Source organism: Glutamicibacter sp. BW78, assembly GCF_002332245.1.
Lineage (GTDB): Bacteria > Actinomycetota > Actinomycetes > Actinomycetales > Micrococcaceae > Arthrobacter_H > Arthrobacter_H rhombi_A.
Genome location: NZ_NRGU01000006.1, coordinates 97,265 through 115,995 on the forward strand (window position 1 = coordinate 97,265; position 18,731 = coordinate 115,995).

The 18,731-nt window shown below is 63.9% G+C and carries 16 protein-coding genes; 5 read left to right on the forward strand and 11 right to left on the reverse strand.

From position 1 onward, the window contains the following. The first annotated feature begins 265 nt into the window (after window positions 1-265). From tkt to CIK75_RS00580, 5 genes are all read left to right on the forward strand, one after another. The gene (tkt, locus tag CIK75_RS00560; protein ID WP_087001000.1) at window positions 266-2,377 is read left to right on the forward strand and encodes a transketolase; all 2,112 of its coding nucleotides are present in this window, start codon (window positions 266-268) and stop codon (window positions 2,375-2,377) included. A gap of 108 nt (window positions 2,378-2,485) precedes the next feature. Continuing rightward, on the forward strand, window positions 2,486-3,610 hold the full coding sequence (tal, locus tag CIK75_RS00565; protein ID WP_087000998.1) for a transaldolase: 1,125 nt from the start codon (window positions 2,486-2,488) through the stop codon (window positions 3,608-3,610). Beyond that, complete coding sequence (locus CIK75_RS00570) at window positions 3,607-5,235, forward strand: hypothetical protein (RefSeq protein ID WP_087000996.1); 1,629 nt, start codon at window positions 3,607-3,609, stop codon at window positions 5,233-5,235. The genes tal and CIK75_RS00570 overlap by 4 nt, the downstream gene beginning before the upstream one ends. Before the next feature lie 67 nt (window positions 5,236-5,302). Then, window positions 5,303-6,865 carry a glucose-6-phosphate dehydrogenase gene (gene zwf / locus CIK75_RS00575; protein ID WP_087000994.1) on the forward strand — a complete coding sequence of 521 codons (1,563 nt, stop codon included), beginning with the start codon at window positions 5,303-5,305 and terminating at the stop codon, window positions 6,863-6,865. Further along, a complete protein-coding gene (locus tag CIK75_RS00580; protein WP_087001176.1) occupies window positions 6,862-7,803 on the forward strand; it encodes a glucose-6-phosphate dehydrogenase assembly protein OpcA in 942 nt (313 codons plus the stop codon). The genes zwf and CIK75_RS00580 overlap by 4 nt, the downstream gene beginning before the upstream one ends. Before the next feature lie 124 nt (window positions 7,804-7,927). Here CIK75_RS00580 and secG read toward each other — a convergent pair whose 3' ends face one another. From secG to CIK75_RS00635, 11 genes are all read right to left on the reverse strand, one after another. After that, window positions 7,928-8,179 (reverse strand): preprotein translocase subunit SecG, encoded by a 252-nt coding sequence (gene secG, locus CIK75_RS00585; RefSeq protein WP_087000992.1) that lies wholly within the window; start codon window positions 8,177-8,179, stop codon window positions 7,928-7,930. Window positions 8,180-8,212: 33 nt separating this feature from the next. Beyond that, window positions 8,213-9,028, reverse strand: coding sequence for a triose-phosphate isomerase (gene tpiA, locus CIK75_RS00590; protein ID WP_087000990.1), 816 nt, complete (start codon window positions 9,026-9,028; stop codon window positions 8,213-8,215). A gap of 6 nt (window positions 9,029-9,034) precedes the next feature. Next, a complete protein-coding gene (locus CIK75_RS00595; protein ID WP_087000988.1) occupies window positions 9,035-10,264 on the reverse strand; it encodes a phosphoglycerate kinase in 1,230 nt (409 codons plus the stop codon). A 26-nt stretch (window positions 10,265-10,290) separates the two neighbouring features. Continuing rightward, the gene (gene gap, locus CIK75_RS00600) at window positions 10,291-11,301 is read right to left on the reverse strand and encodes a type I glyceraldehyde-3-phosphate dehydrogenase (protein ID WP_087000986.1); all 1,011 of its coding nucleotides are present in this window, start codon (window positions 11,299-11,301) and stop codon (window positions 10,291-10,293) included. Window positions 11,302-11,564: 263 nt separating this feature from the next. Beyond that, window positions 11,565-12,194, reverse strand: coding sequence for a superoxide dismutase (locus tag CIK75_RS00605; protein WP_087000984.1), 630 nt, complete (start codon window positions 12,192-12,194; stop codon window positions 11,565-11,567). A 95-nt stretch (window positions 12,195-12,289) separates the two neighbouring features. Then, window positions 12,290-13,270, reverse strand: a complete 981-nt coding sequence (gene whiA, locus CIK75_RS00610) for a DNA-binding protein WhiA (protein ID WP_087000982.1) — start codon at window positions 13,268-13,270, stop codon at window positions 12,290-12,292. A gap of 2 nt (window positions 13,271-13,272) precedes the next feature. Then, a complete protein-coding gene (locus tag CIK75_RS00615) occupies window positions 13,273-14,328 on the reverse strand; it encodes a gluconeogenesis factor YvcK family protein (RefSeq protein WP_087000980.1) in 1,056 nt (351 codons plus the stop codon). A gap of 4 nt (window positions 14,329-14,332) precedes the next feature. Then, window positions 14,333-15,226 (reverse strand): RNase adapter RapZ, encoded by an 894-nt coding sequence (gene rapZ / locus CIK75_RS00620; protein ID WP_087000979.1) that lies wholly within the window; start codon window positions 15,224-15,226, stop codon window positions 14,333-14,335. Between the two features lie 35 nt (window positions 15,227-15,261). Beyond that, window positions 15,262-17,253, reverse strand: coding sequence for an excinuclease ABC subunit UvrC (uvrC, locus tag CIK75_RS00625; protein WP_087000977.1), 1,992 nt, complete (start codon window positions 17,251-17,253; stop codon window positions 15,262-15,264). Between the two features lie 9 nt (window positions 17,254-17,262). Then, on the reverse strand, window positions 17,263-17,931 hold the full coding sequence (locus CIK75_RS00630) for a lysophospholipid acyltransferase family protein (RefSeq protein ID WP_087000975.1): 669 nt from the start codon (window positions 17,929-17,931) through the stop codon (window positions 17,263-17,265). Beyond that, window positions 17,932-18,636 (reverse strand): HAD hydrolase-like protein, encoded by a 705-nt coding sequence (locus CIK75_RS00635; RefSeq protein ID WP_087000972.1) that lies wholly within the window; start codon window positions 18,634-18,636, stop codon window positions 17,932-17,934. Between the last annotated feature and the right edge of the window lie 95 nt (window positions 18,637-18,731).

An 18,731-nucleotide genomic window follows, 5' to 3' on the forward strand; every position in this document is an offset into this window, starting at 1 on the left:
TCAGTTCTTCGCGGGAATTACACAGACAAGTCCTATCCTACCCTTTTACCGGCTGTAGAAATCAGAGATCATTCCCCCAGCCGCGAACGGACCCGAAATTATCGGAACAAACAGGCCACGGACACCCGTGAAGCGTTATGGTTGAAGCGATGTGCCGGAGCGCTGGAGCTCAGTATTCTTACGTGGGCGTGCAGCATCTGCGCTTCCTCCGACTCCACTCTTCGGCACCGACCGCCAATACAGGACCAGAGAGAGGGGCCGCCTCGTGGCGCCACAGTCAGATGTTCGGGAATTGTCGTGGACGGAATCGGATCAGCAGGCGGTGGACAGCATCCGCGTCCTGGCGGCCGATGCGGTGGAAAAGGTCGGAAGCGGCCACCCCGGTACGGCGATGAGCTTGGCCCCGGCGGCCTATCTCCTCTTCCAGCAACACCTGCGCCATGACCCGGCCGACCCGCAGTGGATCGGCCGTGACCGGTTCGTCCTCTCCCCCGGCCACACCTCGTTGACGCTCTACCTCCAGCTTTTCCTCTCCGGTTACGGGCTGGAAATGAAGGACATCGAGTCGCTGCGCACGTGGGGTTCGCTCACCCCCGGCCACCCCGAGGTCGGCCACACCGCCGGCGTGGAGATCACCACCGGACCGTTGGGGCAGGGCCTGTCCTCCGCCATCGGTTTCGCCTATGCCCAGCGTCGCATGCGCGGCATGCTCGACCCGCAGGCGGCAGCTGGTACCAGCCCGTTCGACCACTCCATCTTCGCGATCGCCTCCGACGGCGACTTGCAGGAGGGTGTCACTTCCGAGGCTTCCTCACTGGCCGGACACCAAGAACTGGGTAACCTGGTCGTCATCTATGACGAAAACCACATTTCGATCGAGGACGACACGGACGTCTCCTTCACCGAGGACGTGCTTGGCCGTTACTCCGCGTACGGCTGGCACACCCAGCGGGTGGATTGGACCCGGACCGGTAACTACGTCGAAGACATCGAAGCCCTGCATCTGGCCATCAACGAGGCCAAGGCTGAAACGAGTCGCCCGTCGATCATTTCGCTACGCACCATCATCGGTTGGCCGGCGCCGACGAAGAAGAACACCGGCGGCATCCACGGTTCAAAGCTGGGCACCGAGGAGCTCGAAGCGCTGAAGAAGGAACTGGGATTCGACCCGGCCGCCCACTTCGCCCTCGACGACAAGGTGCTCGCCCACGCCCGAGAGGTCGCCGATCGCGGCGCCACCGCCCACGCCGAATGGCAGAAGGGCTTCGACGCGTGGAAGGCAGACAACCCGGAGAATGCCGCGTTGCTCGAGCGCATCCAGGCAGGGAAACTACCCGAAGGGTGGGACGCGAACCTCCCGGAGTTCGAAGCAGGTAAGGATCTGGCCACCCGAGCAGCGTCGGGCAAGGTCATCAATGCCATCGCCGATGTCCTGCCGGAGCTCTGGGGCGGTTCGGCCGACTTGGCCGGCTCGAACAACACGACCATCGAATCCGCGCCGTCGTTCATTCCCGAAACCAAGCAGACCGATTCATGGAAGGGCGACCCCTACGGACGTGTCCTTCACTTCGGCATCCGCGAGCACGCCGCAGCAGCGATCGTCAACGGGATCACCCTGGCCTCGCCGACCCGCGCGTTCTCCGGGACATTCCTGATCTTCTCCGACTACCAGCGTCCGGCCATCCGTCTCTCGGCACTGATGGGCGTGCCGTCCATCTACGTGTGGACCCACGATTCCATCGGTCTGGGCGAAGACGGGCCGACCCACCAGCCGGTCGAGCAACTGGCCTCCCTGCGGGCCATCCCGAACCTCGACGTGGTCCGTCCGGCAGATGCCAACGAAGTGTCTTGGGCTTGGAAGACGGTTCTGGAGAACACCTCCAACCCCGCAGGACTGGTGCTCTCACGTCAAGGACTGCCGGTCTACGACAGGAGCCAGCCAGGATTCGCCCCGGCTTCCGGCGTTGCACAGGGAGGGTACGTGTTCGTTGACGCCATGCGCGACGGTCAGGTCGTGGACCCGGATGTGGTGCTGATGGGCACCGGATCCGAAGTCCAGCTCGCCGTCAATGCCCGCGAGGCGCTGGCCGAAGAAGGCATCGCCGCCCGCGTGGTCTCGTTGCCCTGTGTGGAGTGGTTCAACCGTACGGATCAGTCCTACCGCGATTCGGTCCTCCCGCCATCGGTGAAGGCCCGAGTCAGTGTCGAGGCAGGCGTGGCCCAGGGCTGGCGCGAACTGGTCGGCGACGCCGGCCGGATGGTCTCGCTGGAACACTTCGGTGCCTCCGCCGACTATAAGCGCCTCTACACCGAGTTCGGTATCACCGCCGAGGCGGTGGCACAGGCTGCCCGCGACTCGATCAGCGCAGCGAAATAACCCGATGCCGGTCGGTCACGAAAAAGTGGCCGACCGGTTTCCGTTCCCGTGACCCGAACCCGCAGGAACGGCCCAAAACCTCATTTCCCTCCTGGAAGGATCCATCTCATGAGCAACCCCAACACCCAGGCCCTCTCCGACGCCGGAGTCTCCATCTGGCTCGATGACCTCTCCCGCTCCCGCCTGACCTCGGGATCGCTGCAGAAGCTCATTGGCGAACAGAATGTGGTCGGCGTGACCACGAACCCCTCGATTTTCGCCGCTGCCCTGTCCAAGGGCGATGCCGATTACACCGAGCAGGTGGCCGAACTCGCCGCTGCGGGCGCCGACGTCGAGGAAGCCGTCTTCCAGATCACCACCCAGGACGTCACCCAAGCCTGCGATCTCTTTGCCCCGGTGGCCACCGCCAGCAAGGGCATCGATGGGCGGGTCTCGATCGAGGTCGACCCGCGTTCGGCGCATGACGCGGCAGCCACCATTGCCGAAGCCAAAAAGCTCTCCGCCAAGGTGGATCGCGAGAACGTCTTCATCAAGATTCCTGCCACGCTCGAAGGACTTGAGGCCATCACGGCAACGCTGGCCGCCGGCATCAGCGTCAACGTCACGCTGATCTTCTCGCTCGAACGGTACCGTGCAGTCATCAACGCCTTCCTCTCGGGCATGGAGCAGGCGAAGGAGAACGGCCACGATCTCTCCAAACTCCACTCCGTTGCTTCCTTCTTCGTCTCGCGTGTCGACACCGAAATCGATAAGCGTCTCGACGCCATCGGAACCGAGGAGGCCACCGCGCTCAAAGGCAAGGCCGGTTTGGCCAACGCCCGGCTGGCTTACCAGGTCTTCGAAGAGGACTTCTCCTCCGAACGCTGGAGCGTCCTGGCTGCTTCCGGTGCAAGGCCGCAGCGGCCGCTGTGGGCCTCCACCGGGGTGAAGGATCCTTCGCTGCCGGACACGTTGTATGTGACCGGGCTGGTGGCACCGCAAGTCGTGAACACGATGCCAGAGAAGACCTTGAACGCCGCATCGGACCACGCCGAGGTCACCGGCGACACGATCACCGGCACCTACGACGAGTCGAACCAGGTCTTGGATTCCCTCGCGGGCCTGGGCATCGACTACAACGATGTGGTGCTCCTGCTGGAGAACGAAGGAGTGGAAAAGTTCGAGGCGGCCTGGATTGAATTGCTCGCTGATGTCCGCCACGCACTGGAAGCAGCAGGAAAGGCATCGGCATGAGCGCCCTAGGGTTCACGGCCACCGGAGCCGCCCAAGCTGCCATCCAGGCCCATGTGCCGGGCCTGGTCGCCGAGAAGGTCGCTTCTCGGATCGCAGCCAAGGACGACACCCTCTGGGGTCCCGATGCCCAGTCCGAGGCGTCCAAACGCCTCGGTTGGGTCGATCTGGCCGAGACCTCTCGTCCCCTGGTTGAGCCGATCCTGGACTTGCGCCGAGAATTGCAGGCCGACGGGATCGACCGCATCGTCTTGGCGGGCATGGGCGGCTCTTCCTTGGCACCAGAGGTCATCACCGCCACCGCCGACGTGGAACTGATCGTCTTGGATAGCACCGACCCCGAGATGGTCGGGAATGCGCTGACCGATCGGCTGGCGACCACGGCCCTGGTGGTCTCCTCCAAATCCGGTTCGACCGTCGAAACAGATTCCCAGCGCCGTGTCTTCTCGCAGGCGTTCGAGGACGCCGGCATCGATCCGGCATCGCGCATCATCGTGGTCACCGACCCGGGTTCGCCGATGGACGAAGCCTCCCGCAAGGCTGGCTACCGTGCGGTCTTCAACGCCGATCCCAACGTGGGTGGACGGTATTCCGCGCTGACGGCGTTCGGACTCGTTCCTTCGGGGCTGGCCGGTGTCGACATCGCGACCCTGCTCGACGAGGCGGAGGAAGCCGCGGAGTTCCTGGCGGACGACGACGAAGACAATCTGGGTCTAGCACTGGGTGCCGCCTTGGCCGGAACCACGCCGCTGCGCAATAAGATCGTCTTCGTCGACGAGGGCTCCGGAATCGTCGGCTTCGCCGATTGGGCCGAACAGCTCATTGCCGAGTCCACCGGCAAGCACGGGACCGGGCTGCTGCCGGTTGTCGTGGAACCCGGCGCCGAGGAGACAGTCCACCAGGCCGACGACGTATTGCTCGTCCATCTGGTCTCCGACGATGAAGACCCGGTCATCGCGACCCAAGGACACCATGTGTATGTTGCTGGTTCGTTGGGAAGCCAGATTCTGTTGTGGGAGTATGCCACGGTCGTCGCCGGCAAACTGTTGGGTATTGACCCCTTCGACCAGCCCGATGTGGAGGCGGCGAAGATCGCTGCCCGTGGGTTGCTCGACGCTACCCCCGAACCGGAGGCCGCCCAGCTGGTCGATGGCGATATCGAGCTTCGGGCTACCGAGGGCCTGCTCGAAGGGGCGGCAGGTGTCACCGATGCCGTGGCTAACCTGCTCGCCGCACTGCCTGCCGATGGCTACCTGAGCATCCAAGCGTATGTGGATCGCATCGGTCACGCCGATCTGGCGACCCTGCGTGAGGACCTGGCGGTGGCATCGAACCGTCCGACGACGTTCGGCTGGGGACCACGTTTCCTGCACTCCACCGGACAGTTCCATAAGGGAGGACCCCGCATCGGGGTGTACCTGCAGATCACCGCCGACTCGGATACCGATATCAGCATTCCCGATCGTCCGTTTACGTTCGGTGAGTTGATCGCCGCCCAGGCCACCGGTGACGCCCAAGTGCTCGCTGACAACGGCCGTCCGGTCCTGCGCCTGCATTTGGGGTCCCGGGACGAAGGAATCCGCCAGTTGCGTGCCGCGATCAGCGCACTGCCCGGAATCCACCAGTAGCATCGGGACAGCGGGCGGCCCCTGAGGGCCGCCCGCTCCCCCGCTCTTTCACCACAGAAAGCACCCCATGGCAGATACCAGCGCGCATAACCCCCTGCGCGATCGTCGGGACCGCCGCCTGAACCGAATTGCCGGGCCATCTGCCCTCGTATTCTTCGGTGTCACCGGCGACCTCGCCCGCAAGAAGCTCATCCCCGCCGTCTACGACCTTGCCAACCGCGGGCTCCTCCCGCCCAGCTTCGCCGTCGTCGGTTTCGGTCGCCGCGACTGGTCACCCGAAGACTTCGTCGCCCAGGCCAGGGAATGGGTTGTGGCCAGCGCCAGGACCCCTTTCAACGAAACGGTCTGGGCTCAGCTCTCCGGAGGTTTCCGCTTCGTCACCGGTGGTTTCGGAGATGAAGAGGCCTACGAACGTCTCGGGGAAACCCTGGATGAGCTCAAGGTTTCGCGCGGGACCCGTGGGAACCACGTCTTCTACCTTTCGATCCCCCCGAACTCCTTCGAGCAGGTCTGCGAACAGCTCTCCCGCCATGGTCTGGCCCAGGACGAGCAAATCCTCACGGACTCAGCCGAGGAGCAGGCCCCCTGGCGCCGCGTGGTCATCGAAAAGCCCTTCGGTCATGATCTCGAATCGGCTCGCGAACTGAACACCATCGTGGAGTCGGTCTTTCCGCCCGATGCTGTCTTCCGCATCGACCACTACTTGGGCAAGGAAACCGTCCAGAACCTGTTGGCACTTCGTTTCGCCAACCAACTGTTCGAACCGCTGTGGAACGCGAACTACGTCGACCATGTGCAGATCACCATGGCCGAAGACATCGGTATCGGGGGCCGGGCAGGCTACTACGACGGCGTCGGTGCCGCCCGCGATGTCATCCAGAACCACCTGCTCCAACTCCTGGCCCTGACCGCCATGGAAGAGCCGATCTCCTTCAACGCCGAACATCTGCGGGCCGAAAAGGAAAAGGTCCTCGCAGCCGTCAAACTTCCCGAGGATCTCTCACGTCATTCCGCCCGCGGGCAATACACCGGCGGTTGGCAGGGGGGCGAAGAAGTCACCGGATTCCTCGACGAGGAGGGTTTCAACCCTGACTCGCAAACGGAAACCTATGCGGCCATCCGTGTGGACATCAACACCCGCCGCTGGTCGGGAGTGCCCTTCTACCTCCGGGCTGGCAAGCGTCTGGGCCGACGGGTGACCGAAATCGCCGTCGTCTTCAAACGTGCCCCCAACCTGCTCTTCCGGGACAATGCTTCGGAAGAATTCGGTCAGAACGCAGTGGTCATCCGTGTGCAGCCCGACGAAGGCGCCACCATCCGATTCGGTTCGAAGGTTCCGGGCACCCAGATGGAGGTCAGGGATGTCACCATGGACTTCGGCTACGGACACTCCTTCACGGAGTCGAGCCCCGAAGCCTATGAGCGCCTGATCCTTGACGTGCTCCTGGGCGAGCCGCCCCTGTTCCCGCGGCACCAGGAGGTCGAGCTGTCCTGGAAGATCCTCGACCCGTTCGAGGAATACTGGGCCGGGCTGAATGAACAACCCGAACCCTATGCCCCCGGAAGCTGGGGGCCGAGTTCGGCCGATGAACTGCTGGCACGAGATGGAAGGACGTGGCGGCGGCCATGATCGTAGACCTGCCGAACACCACCACTTCGAAGGTGGCCAAGAAGGTCATGAACCTGCGTGAAACCGGCGGCGTCGTCGCCTTAAGCCGGGTGTTGACGCTGGTGGTCGTGACCCAGTCGGGGTTCGAGGAGGAGGCCATCGCCGCGGCCAATTTGGCCAGCCGTGAACACCCGTGCCGCATTATTGTCGTGGTCGAGGGTGCCACGGGTGCGCCCACCAGCCTCAGCGCCCAGATTCGGGTCGGTGGAGATGCCGGCGCTTCGGAGGTCATCGTCCTCCATGCCGACGGCGAACTGGCCACGGCCAACGAATCACTGGTCAACGCACTCCTGCTGCCCGACGCCCCCATCGTCGCCTGGTGGCCCCATGGGATGCCCGAATGCGCGTCGGAAACGGCCATCGGTAAAATCGCCCACCGCAGGATCACCGATAGCCGGACAGCGGATGAGCCCCAAAAGGCACTCTTCGCGTTGGCGAAAAGCCATGTGGCCGGCGATACCGATTTGGCGTGGACCCGGTTAACCCTCTGGCGGGCCCAGTTGGCGGCGGTGCTGGATCAACTCGACGCCGGACAGCTGACGGCCGCCACGGTCAAGGGTTCCTCGTCGAGTCCCAGCGTCCTGCTCCTGGCCGCCTGGTTGACGCTCCGCCTGGATATTCCGGTCACGATCGCCTCCTCGTCCAACGGGACAGGAGTGCGCAGCGTACGTTTCTCGCGGGACGACGGCGACGTCGTGCTGACCCGCCCGCATGACGACGTGGCTGAGCTGTATCAGCCGGGACAAGCGGTCCAGCGGGTCTCCCTGCCGCGGCGCAATACCTCCGCCTGCCTCTCGGAAGAACTCCGTCGTCTGGACCCCGATGAAGTCCTCGGCGAGGTCCTGCGTGAAGGCCTGGCCCAAACCAACCTACGCTCCGTGACCGCCAGCGAACGCTGAGCGGGACGGCGAACCAGAGAATGCCGAAGAGGCGGCTTCCCCGTGGGGAAGCCGCCTCTTCATGGTTTTTATGGCGCTCAGCACCGGTCCTGGGGACGGGATGCCACCGCAGGGACTCGGTGTCCTAGAGCTCCGAGCTGAAGCGCATGATGATGCCCAGAGCAATGATGACGGCACCCCAGGACACGCCAAGGACAACAGTGATCCGGTTGAGGTTCTTTTCGGCCACGCCTGAGGACCCGAGACTGGTGGTCATACCGCCGCCGAACATGTCCGACATGCCGCCTCCGCGCCCTTTGTGGAGCAGGATCAGCATGACCAGCAACAGGCTCACGAGACCCAACACCACCTGCAGGACAATCTTGAGTGTGTCCACTACTACCTTTCGGTCGAGAACGGCCGCAGCCGGTTAGTCCGTCACCAGATGATGCTCGAACCTAATAATGTTAGCAAATTCCGCGGCGTCCAGGCTGGCACCCCCCACGAGCAGCCCGTCGACATCGGCGCCACGCATGATTGCGGCGGCATTCGCGGCCTTGACTGAGCCACCATAGAGCAGGCGGATACCTGCTGCCGTGTCGGCGTCGTAGATCTTGACGAGCTCGGCGCGGAGCGCGGAGGCCATCTCCTGGGCATCCTCGGGACCGGCGACTTCTCCGGTACCGATGGCCCACACCGGTTCGTAGGCCACGACGAGGTGGGCGGCCTGGGCGGCATCCAGCCCGGCCAGGGATGAACGCAACTGCTCGAGCGTGTGCTCGACATGGCGTCCGGCCTGCCTGACCTCAAGCCCCTCACCGACGCAGAGCACCGGCACCATCGAATGCCTGTAGGCTGCCGCAACCTTGCGGGACAACAGCTCATCGGTTTCGCCGTGGATGGCCCGGCGTTCGCTATGCCCGACCAGGACATACCGTGCCCCGAGTTTGGAGAGGAAAGCCCCTGAGATATCCCCGGTGAAGGCTCCGGAATCTTCGGGTGAAAGATCTTGGCCCCCGTAGACGACCGGCAGGTCGTCGCCGGCGACCAGGGTCTGGACGCCGCGCAGATCGGTGAAGGGAGGGAAGACGGCGACCTCGACCCGGTTGAAGTCGTGTTTGGCGTCCTCGAGCGTCCACGCCAGTTTCTGCAGCAGCGTGATGCCTTGAACATGGTCCATGTTCATCTTCCAGTTGCCGGCAATCAGCGGCTTTCGGTCGAATTGGCCGTTGGTGGAGGTGGTCATAGGTGGCTAGTTCCCTTCGAGCGCAGTAAGTCCGGGCAATTCCTTGCCCTCCAAGTATTCGAGGCTGGCCCCGCCTCCGGTGGAGATATGGCCGAAGTCATCGTCGCTGAAGCCCAGCGTACGTACGGCCGCAGCGGAGTCCCCTCCGCCGATGACGGAGAAGGCTTCGGAATCGGCCAAAGCCTGAGCCACGGCACGGGTTCCCCCGGAGAAGGCCTCGAGTTCGAAGACGCCCATGGGGCCGTTCCAAAAAACGGTGTTCGCGGAGCGGATGTAGCTGACGAATGCCTCACCCGAGGCCGGGCCTATATCGAGGCCCAGTCCGCTGGCACCGAATCGTCCGCTGTCGATTGCATCGGCGGGAAGTACCTCGTGTTCGGCATCCGGGCCGAATTTAGAGGCGACGACCACGTCGGTGGGCAGGATGATGTCGCAGCCGGTTTCCTTGGACCGCGCCAGGTATCCACGCACGGTTTCCAGTTGGTCTTCCTCCAGCAGGGATTTCCCGACCGGGTAGCCCATGGCCGCGAGGAAGGTGAAGGCCATGCCCCCACCGATGAGCAGGTGGTCGGCGCGCCCGAGGAGCTGGTCGATCACCGCGAGTTTGTCAGAGACCTTAGAACCGCCCAGGACGACGACGTAGGGCCGCTGTGGAGCTTCGGTGAGCTGGCGGAGGACTTCCATCTCGGTCCTGACCAGATCTCCCTGATACGCGGGCAGTAGCTGGGCAATATCGACCACGGAGGCGTGCTTGCGGTGCACGGCACCGAAGGCATCATCCACGTAGGCGCCATGAGCACCGGTCAAATCGGCCAGTTCACGAGCGAAGGAGGCCCGTTCGTCGTCGTTTTTGCTGGTCTCGCGAGGATCGAACCGGACGTTCTCCAAGATCAGAACGGCCCCGTCCTGCAACCCGGCAGCGAGTTCGCGGGCGCTGCTACCCACGACGTCCTGGGCGACCTCGACGTCGAAATCGGCGAGCTCGGCCAGCCGGTCCGCCGCAGGCCGGATGGAGTACTTCGGATCCGGGGCGCCCTTCGGACGACCCAGATGGGCCATCACCAAGACCCGGGCACCGGCCTCGGAGAGTTTCGCGAGGACGGGAAGGGACGCGCGGACGCGTCCGTCGTCGGTGACGGTGGAGCCATCAAGCGGCACGTTCAGGTCGCTACGGACCAGAACGTGCCGCCCACGGACACCATCGGCGAGCAGATCGTCGAGAGTGTTGGAAGTCATGACTTCAGGCTATCGGATCGTCGTGACTATGCCAGCTTCGATCCGACGTATTCGGTCAGGTCCACCAGACGGCTGGAGTATCCGAATTCGTTGTCGTACCAGCCGATGACCTTCACGGTGCTGCCGATGACCTTGGTCAGCGGTGCGTCGAAGATCGTCGAATGCGGGTCGGTGACGATATCGCTGGAAACAATCGGATCTTCGTTGTACTTCAGGTAGGGGGCCAGCGTCCCCTCCTCGGCAGCAGCGCGGAAGGCCGCGTTGACTTCCTCGACGGTGGTTTCGCGGGCCAACGTGACCGTCAGGTCGGTGGAGGATCCGGTCGGGACCGGAACGCGCATGGCGTAGCCGTCGAGCTTGCCCTTGAGCTCGGGCAGGACCCGGCCGATGGCCTTGGCGGCACCGGTCGAGGTGGGGATCATGTTCAGCGCTGCGGCCCGGGCCCGGCGTGGGTCCTTATGGGGGCCGTCCTGCAGGTTCTGATCGGCGGTGTAGGCGTGGATGGTGGTCATGAGCCCGTCGACGATGCCGAACTGGTCGTTGAGGACCTTGACCATGGGGCCGAGGCAGTTGGTGGTGCAGGAGGCATTGGAGATGATGTCGTGGTTCGCCGGCTCGTAGAGGTGGTCGTTGACACCCATCACGATCGTGATGTCTTCGCCCTTGGCCGGTGCGGAGATGATGACCTTTTTGGCTCCGGCTTCGAGGTGCTTGCGGGCGCCTTCGGCCTTGGTGAAGCGGCCGGTCGATTCGATGACGACGTCTGCTCCGAGTTCGCCCCAGCCCAGGTTGGCAGGATCCTTCTCGGCGAGGATGCGGATGTGGTGTTCACCGACGACGAGGTCTTCACCATCGACGGAAACGTCTTCGGAGAGTCGGCCGAGGACCGAATCGTATTTCAAGAGCATGGCCAGGCTGTCGATATCTGCCAGGTCGTTAATGGCGACGATCTCGATATCTGCCTGGTTCATGAGCGCGGCGCGCAAGTAGTTGCGGCCAATACGTCCGAAGCCATTGATGCCAACACGGGTAGTCACGTGAATATTCTCCTTGCCGGAAGGTAGCCATCACCGTGCTCCGGGTTAAGGAGATCAAGACGCGGGGATGGCAATGGAAATTTTGCGACACCCCGTTGTGTCTTCGGCCTGTGGGCCGGCCGGTTCAGCGGGCTCCCGTCCCGGGGAAAACCGGATACGGGGCCCGCTCGAGCCGTTGGTAACATCTTACGCCATGAGGCGTCCGATGTGTGAGGAAAGTTACCTGCTCGTTTCCCCGGGTCCGCGGACCCGGGGAAAACCTGCTACTTTCCCGGAACGATCAGTGACTTCGCGCCGGAGCGCGCAGCCGCGAACCGAGCCGATACGTCGGCCCAGTTCACGATGTTCCAGAACGCCTTGACGTAATCGGCCTTGACGTTGACGTAGTCCAGGTAGAAGGCGTGCTCCCACATATCCAGCATCAGCAACGGGGTGGTACCCACCGGGACGTTGCCCTGCTGGTCGTAGAGCTGCTCGATGACCAGGTTTTCGCCGAGGCCCTCGAAGGCCAGCAGCGCCCAACCCGAGCCCTGCAGGCTCAGCGCGGCGTTGGTGAAGTGGTTGCGGAAGGCATCAAACGAGCCGAAGGCGTCGTCGATGGCTGCTGCGAGCTCGCCCTCGGGCTTGTCTCCGCCTTCTGGGGACAGGTTCTGCCAAAAGATCGAGTGGTTGGTGTGCCCACCGAGGTGGAACGCCAGATCCTTGGACAGCTTGGGGATGTTGCCGTACTCGCCCTTCTCGCGGGCCTCAGCCAGCTTATCCAGCGCGGTGTTGGCTCCTGCAACATAAGTCGCGTGGTGCTTGCTGTGGTGCAGCTCCATGATGCGCGCGGAAATGTTCGGCTCCAGCGCCGCGTAGTCATACGGCAGGTCAGGAAGTTCGTACTTCGCCATGATCTCCTCCATTTATCTCTCACATGCCCGTTCAACGGGCATGATGGTGGGTAGTGCTTCCCGTGCCTCGCGGCGACGGAAATCCAGCGGCTTGATCAGCCGTCGAGCATATCTGCGGTAACGCTGGCCTCCGTGCCGGGTATTCCCAGCTCGGCGGCACGGCGGTCAGCCATCGCCAACAACCGACGGATCCGTCCGGCAATGGCGTCCTTGGTCATCGGCGGGTCGGCCAGATGGCCGAGCTCGTCCAGGCTGGCCTGTTTATGGGCCACCCGCAGTGCACCTGCGTATTGCAGATGGTCCGGGACATCGTCCCCCAAAATCTCCAAGGCCCGTTCAACTCGGGCGCCCGCAGCCACCGCGGCTTGGGCGGAGCGGCGAAGGTTGGCGTCGTCGAAGTTCGCCAAACGATTGGCGGTTGCCCTGACCTCCTTGCGCATGCGGCGTTCCTCCCACACCAATAAGGTGTCGTGGGCTCCCATACGGGTCAGCAACGCAGCGATGGAATCGCCGTCCCGGATGACGACGCGGTCCACTCCGCGTACTTCCCGTGCCTTGGCAACGATATCCAGCCGTCGGGCCGCCCCCACGAGGGCCAGGGCCGCCTCGGGTCCCGGGCAGGTCACTTCCAGGGCCGAGGAACGGCCGGGCTCGGTCAGCGAACCATGGGCGAGGAAGGCCCCGCGCCAGACGGCTTCCGCGTCGGCGGTGGAACCATTGACGATCACTGACGGCAGGCCTCGCACGGGGCGTCCTCGACCATCCAGCAAACCGGTCTGGCGTGCCAGCGATTCCCCGTCGCGAACCACCCGGACGACGTACCGGCTTCCCCGGCGCAGTCCCCCAGCGGAGACGACGATGATTTCTGCGGTATGCCCGTAGACCTCTGAAATGGCCTGACGCAGGCGGCGTGCGGTCGCAGCTAGATCGACTTCCGCCTCGATGACGATGCGCCCCGAAATGATGTGCAGTCCCCCGGCGAAACGTAGGGTCGCCGACACTTCGGCTTTACGTACGGAGGACTTCTTGACGTCCAGCCGGGACAGCTCGTCCTTGACCGAAGCGGTCAGTGCCATGGCTATTCTTCCTCACGTCGCGTTGTATTGCGGGCAAACGCCTCAAAGACATCCTGATACTCCGCCGCGAGCCGCAGGGGCTCGTGGACGGCACGGTCATGCCCAGTAGCCACCTTACCGAAAAAGCACTCGGCACCCAGTCTGCGGGCTGCCGCCCTGAAGGCCTGTTCGTCGTCGACGGATGAAGGATCGGCCAGAACAGCGTCAATTCTCAGGTCGGGAGCGTACCGCGCAATCACGTCCAGATGAGCGGCAGCGGTCATTCCCGAGGTCTCTTGGGTGTCAGTGACCAGGTTCATCGTCAAGAGTCGCCGAGCGGGGGTGTTCTGCAGTGCATCGCGCATTTCGGGCAGCAGCAGATGCGGAAGGACCGAGGTGTACCAGGAGCCGGGCCCCAGGATGACCCAGTCAGCCAATTCAATGGCGTCCAGCGCCTCGGGACAGGCCGGTGCGTCGGAGGGCGACAGTGCAACATTGCTGACCAGGGTGTCGTTCCCGGCTTCGGCCAACGCCGCCTGACCGTGGATCCGCCGCCGCGATAGGCTTCCGCCTTCGGTAGTGGTGAGGACTTCTCCCGAAATATTTAGTGGCACGGTGCTCATCGGCAGCACGGCGCCCCGAGCGCCGAGCAAGGCACCAGCCCAGCGCAGTCCCGCCACGGCATTGCCCAACAGCTCCCAGAGGGTCACGATCAGCAAGTTTCCCACCGCATGGTTTTCCAGCGACGTTTCGACTCCTTCGGAGCCGACGAAACGGTGTTGCATGACGTCGCGCCAGGTACGGCCCCAATCTGATTCGTCACACAGGGCGGCCAGGGCCATCCGGAGGTCCCCGGGCGGCAACACGCCGAGCTCGCGGCGGAGCCGGCCGGAGGATCCCCCGTCGTCGGCCACGGTGACGATCGCTGTGATGTCGTTCGTCAGTCGTCGGAGAGCCGATAGGGAAGCTGAAAGTCCATGGCCTCCCCCGAGGGCGGCGACTCGCATGGTCGTCATCTCGTCTCCCGCCCCTACCGGGCGGGGTGGGAGCATCGGCATCTGTCCCGTGAGGAACGTCATGGCCTTACTCCCGGCCCAAGTCGCGGTGGTTGACCATGACCGTGACGTTGGGGACCTGTCGGAGTCGGCGGGCCATTTCTTCGGTCACGGCCACCGAGCGGTGTTTACCGCCCGTGCACCCGATGGCAATCGTGGCGTAGTGCTTATTCTCCCGGCGGTACCCCTCGAGGACCGGCTCGAGCGCTTCAAGATAGTGGAAGATGAAATCTGCGGTGCCGTCGGCTTCGAGGACGTAGTCGCTGACGACCTTCTCCTGGCCGGTATGCGGGCGCAGTGCGGGCACCCAATGCGGGTTCGGGATGAACCTGACATCTGCCAGGAAGTTCGCGTCGGTCGGCAGCCCGTATTTGAAACCAAAGCTCATGACGTTCAGGCGCAGGACCACCGGTCCCGAATCGGAGAAGAGTTCGATGATCGACCGCCCGAGGGCATGAACGTTCAAGGGTGTGGTGTCGATGACGATCTCTGCGTGGTCCTTGATTTCCTTCAAGACCTCGCGCTCTGCGGCAATGCCGTCTGAAATCCGTCCGTCGCCTTGCAACGGGTGGGGTCGACGTCCCTGTTCGAAGCGGCGGATGAGCAGCTCATCGCTGGCGTCGAGGAACAACACCCGGTATTCAACGCCTGCGGCACGGAGTTGGCCCAGGTTCTCCCGCAGTGCGGCAAACAGTTCCCGACTTCGCACGTCCATGACAACGGCGAGCTTCGGGATGGACCCGGGGTTGCGGGCCACCAGGTCGGTGAGGGTTCCCAACAGCTGCGGCGGGAGGTTCTCCACCACGTACCAGCCTTGGTCCTCCAAGGCGTGTGCTGCCGTGGTGCGGCCGGCACCTGACATGCCGGTCACGACCAGCATTTCTGATTCTTCGGGCTTGACGGGGCTCAGCTCGATACTCATGGTTCCAGTCTAGTCGTGTTCCGACACGCTCGTTCTCAGTCGAGCAGCTCGCCGGTGGTGGTGTTCACCGCCGGGGTGGCCCCGTCGTCGTCCTCCGGGGTGTTGTCGGGGTCCTGAGGCGGGGCCAACGCTTCGACGAGGTGTCCGGCCAGTACTGCCCCGACGCCCTTCACCTCGGTGAAATCTTCGACGGTCGCAGCCCGCATACGCTTCAGCGAACCGAAATGTTTGATCACCGCTTGGCGTTTGGCCGGCCCCAAGCCGGGCACTTGGTCCAGCAGGGAGGAGATCATCGAGGAACTGCGTTTCTGCCGGTGGAAGGTGATCGCGAAACGGTGGGCCTCATCGCGGATGCGTTGGAGCAGATACAGCCCGTGGGATGCCCGTGGCAAGACCACCGGGAAGGGATCCTCGGGCAGCCACAGCTCCTCGAGGCGCTTCGCCAAACCGGCGACATAGACGTCATCGATTCCCAGGTCTTCGAGCGCCCGGACGGCAGCTGCAACCTGTGGCGGACCGCCGTCGACCACGACGAGGGACGGAGGGTAGGCAAATTTTTTCGGCGGGGCCTTCTCGCCCTGTTCCTCGATGCTGATCTCTCCGGAAATCACCGGGGCCATGGCCGCCTGGTCCTCGAGGTAGTGGCGGAATCTGCGGGTGATGACGTCATACATCGATGCCGTGTCATCCCGGGCCGCTTCACCGCTGATGGAGAACTTGCGGTATTCGGACTTCTTGGGCATGCCGTCCTCGACCACCACCATGGAGGCGACGACGTTGGTGCCCGAGACGTGGGAGATGTCGTAGCACTCGATGCGCATCAGCGGCACCGGCAGCGACAGGGCCTCCTGGAGTTCCTGCAGGGCGGCACTACGCGTGGTGATATCGGCGGCGCGGCGTGATTTATGCAGTCGGAGGGACTGTTCGGCGTTCTCCTTCACGGTGCCCATCAGCGTGGCCTTCTCACCGCGTTGCGGGACCCTCAGGTTCACGGCGCTGCCGCGCAGGCCGCGTAGCCAGGTGGCCAGTTCCTGAGGGTTCTCCGGTTCCACAGGGACCAGAACTTCCCGGGGGATCCGATCTCCACCGGTGTTCTCCCCATAGACCTGTTGCAGGAGGTGCTCGATGAATTTGGGGCCGTCGGTTTCCTCGACCTTCTCCACGACCCAGCCTCGTTGCCCACGGATCCGACCGTTACGCACATGGAAGACTTGTACCGAGGCTTCGAGGTCGTCTTCGGCCACGGCGAAGATATCCGCTTCGGTATCCTCCGAGAGGACGACGGCGTTGCGTTCGAACACGCGGCGCAGGGCAGCGATGTCATCGCGGAGCCGAGCCGCCTGTTCGTAATCCAGTTCGGCGACGGCGGCCTTCATCCGGCCCTCGAGGTCACGGATGAACCGGGTGCCTTCCCCTCCCATGAACTGGCAGAGTTCCTCGGCCAGTTTCCGGTGGTCTTCGGGGCTGATCCGTCCCACGCAGGGGGCCGAACATTTTCCGATGTCGGCCAGCAGGCAGGGGCGTCCGGTCAACTGTGCTCGGCGGAAGACCCCGGGGCTGCAGGTGCGGACCGGGAAGACCCGCAGGAGGGTATCCAGCGTTTCGCGGATGGCCTTCGCCGGATAGAAGGGGCCGAAGTACTTCACGTCCTTCCGCCGGTCCCCCCGCATGACCTGGGCCCGCGGGAACTTATCGCCCATCGTCACCGCCAAGTACGGGTAGGACTTATCGTCGCGGAACATGATGTTGAACCGCGGGGCGTATTCCTTGATCCACGTGTACTCGAGCTGCAGGGCCTCGAGTTCGCTGCCCACCACCGTCCATTCGACACTGGCCGCGGTGTGGACCATGGCATGGGTTTTGGGGGCCAGCGTTGCCGGATTAGCGAAATAGGAGTTCAGCCGTGATCTGAGATTTTTGGCCTTGCCGACATAGATGACCCGTGTGCTGGGGTCGCGGAAGCGGTAGACGCCGGGAGAAGTGGGTATCTCGCCGGTCCGCGGACGGTAACTGGTGGGATCGGCCATACCCCAACGCTACTCCGCCGGCGGCGACTGGTTGTAGTTGCCTGACCGTTCCTGGCCGCTGAGTTCGGCGATCGCCTCGACGATCGCGTCGGTGGCCTGACGTCGTTGCGGCAGGGGGTGCTTCCGCCCGACATGTTCGAACTGCAGGGGCTCCCCCACCGACAGCGTGAACTGATGCGGGACGATTCTGTTGCTTCCCGCAGCCTGCAGACGCTCGGTGCCAATCAGGCCCACGGGCACCACCGGCGCGCCCGTGGAAAGGGCCAGCCAGCCCACACCCGTTCTCCCCCGGTACAGCCGGCCGTCCCGTGAGCGAGTTCCTTCGGGATAGATCCCGACCCCTTGGCCCGATTCCAGCAGGTCCACCAGGGAGTCCAATGCGGCGACGCTGGCTGCCTGTTCCCCGCGTTCCACGGGGATCGAACCCACGGACTCGAAGAAGGCCTTCATCGCCCGGCCTTTCACTCCCGGCGTGGTGAAGTATTCGGCTTTCGCGAAGAAGGCGACCGGGCGCGGGCAGATCGCCTGAATGATGATGCTGTCCAGAAACGACAGGTGGTTGGAGGCGATGATGAACGGGCCCTCGGTGGGCACGTTCTCCAACCCGGTAATCGTTGGGCGGCAGAGCGTACGGATCGTTGCGCGAAAACCGGCGCGGACACCTTCGAACATCCCCATCTAGGCGGAAGCCCCCCGGTGTGTTCCCGCGTCGATGGCGGCGGAATCAAGGAGGTGCCCCAGTTCCTTGGGAGAGTGAACGACGGCGACTGCACCCGCCGCTTCCAGTTCGCCTGCTGCGGCGAAGCCCCAGGAAACGCCGATGGCTTTCAAACCGTTGTTCCGGGCGCCTTCGACGTCGTAGAGGCGGTCCCCGACCATGACGGTGTTCTCGGTTCCCCCTCCGCTGGCCTGCAACGCGGCAGCCACGATCCGGGTTTTCCCGGCAGTCGCCGGCGATCCGGAAATCTCTTCCGGCGCCGAACCGTGGATGGAATCGAAATACACGTCGAGACCCTTGGCGGCCAGGAGCCGTCGCGCCAACGGTTCGGGTTTGGAGGTCGCGACGGCGAGCCGGCACCCTGCCTCGCGGAGATCATCCAGCAAGGCAGGAATTCCGGAATAGACCCGGCTGGCGTCCAAGCCGTGGGTCTCGTATTCGGCCCGGTAGTCGGCAATGACTCGTGGCAGGAGTTCCTCGGTCATTCCGGGCAGCGTCAGCAGCCCGATGGCCAACGGAGGGCCGACGAGCAGGTTCAACGCTTCATCGCCCGGGTGCTCCAGCCCGTTGAGTTGAAGGGCGAGTAAGATGCCTCCGGTGATGCCACCGGCGGGGTCCACGAGGGTGCCGTCGAGGTCAAAAAGCACAGTGCGGGCAGGAATCATCACCGGAATATTGTTGCATGAACCACCATGAGTCCACGGCAGGCATGCCCACCGCGGCATACTCCCGGGGTTCCCCTGCGGCGTCCGGACGCCGC